This window comes from Proteiniphilum sp. UBA1028 (assembly GCF_002316955.1).
GTDB lineage: Bacteria > Bacteroidota > Bacteroidia > Bacteroidales > Dysgonomonadaceae > Proteiniphilum.
In genome coordinates, this window is record NZ_DCEN01000012.1 from 38845 (window position 1) to 40427 (window position 1583).

General features: G+C 53.4%; 1 protein-coding gene and 1 pseudogene. Both read left to right on the forward strand.

The genetic code is table 11. The features are described from left to right. Positions 1-1056 (forward strand): glutamate-5-semialdehyde dehydrogenase (locus B3Z75_RS01540; protein ID WP_294067037.1); only part of this gene is annotated, 1056 nt, incomplete at its 5' end. Positions 1057-1149: 93 nt separating this feature from the next. Continuing rightward, positions 1150-1583: pseudogene (locus B3Z75_RS01545) on the forward strand (glutamate 5-kinase); the annotation flags it as partial.

Below are 1583 nucleotides of genomic sequence, written 5' to 3' on the forward strand. Positions count from 1 at the left end.
CGGCTGAAGGTAGACGAGAATAAAATAGAGGGAATGATCCGATCTCTGGAAGAGGTTGCTGCACAGGCAGATCCGGAGGGAAGGGTTATCTATGAGTTTGTGCGGGAGGATGGATTGCGGATCACCAACCGCACCGTTCCGTTCGGCACTATTCTGATCATCTACGAGTCGCGTCCCGACGTCACCATTGAAGCGGCGGCAACAGCCTTCAAGGCGGGCAACCGTATCCTGCTCAAGGGTGGCAAGGAATCAACACATACCAACCTGCTGCTGACTCGTCTATGGCAGGAGGCACTTACCCTGAACGGGGCAGATAAATCCTGGGTCACATACCTTCACGTTTCCCGCGAGGAGACCAGGAAGCTTATTCGCGAGAACAGCCATAACGTGGATCTGATCATCCCCCGTGGAGGAGAGGGGCTGATCCGTTTTGTGCAGGAGAACACCTCCGTCCCGGTGATTGTGAGCGGGAGGGGTAATAATTTTCTCTATATTGATGCGGATGCCGACTTTGACATGGCAGTCCGTCTGGTGATCAACGGGAAAAAGCGAATCAGCGTCTGCAATGCTATCGACAAAGTGGCAATGAGCCGGCAGCTCCCGGAGTTGCGGAAAAAAATTACCATGCTGGCCACAGCGCTGCAGGCAAAAGGGATCGAGGTATGGGGCAACCGCGAAGTTGTCTCCCTATGCAACACGGTACGGGAAGAGAACGATGCGGCCACCCTATGCGAAGAGTACCTGGCTCCAAAGATTTATCTCACCCTGGTAGACGATCTACCCGAAGCGACAGCAATGATCAACCGGTACTCGGGAGGTCACTCTGCGGTCATTGTCACCCGCGATGCCGCAAAGGCAGGCCGCTTCATGCAGGAGGTGGACTGTGCCGCAGTCTATCACAATGCCTCCTCCCGGTTTACGGATGGGGGGCAGTTTGGTGTAGGTGCCGAGATCGCCATCAGCACCCAGAAACTGCATTTCCGTGGCCCCCTGGGAGCACAGGAGCTGGTCACCAACAAATGGTTTGTCTACGGGGAGGGGCACATCCGGGAATAGCATTACAAGAGATGCGGAAGATACAATCCTGACATAGGAAGATACAATCCGGACATATATTGAAACAAACAAAATATTCGGGCCACCACACAAATGAAGAAAAAACTGATTATCAAAATAGGTACCTCCACGCTGACAGCCGGTACCAACCGCATCTCCTTTGCGGTGATTGAAAGCCTGGCACGGCAAATTGTGGAATTGAGAAAAACGTACGATGTGGTCATCGTCTCCTCGGGAGCGATTGCCACGGCACGGCAGTTTGTGGAGATCAGCGGCTATCACAGGAATGTGGATTCCAAGCAGGCCATGGCGGCCATTGGCCAGACCAAGCTGATGGAGCTCTACGATTCCATCTTCTCCACCTTTGGGCTGAACATCGCACAGATATTGCTAACCTACCGCGACTTTGAGAATCCGGTGGCCAACGAAAATACGCGCAACACCATCAAACGTCTCTGGCAGGCCGATTACATCCCCATCGTGAACGAGAACGACACGGTATCCATTGAGGAGATCGTATTGGGCGA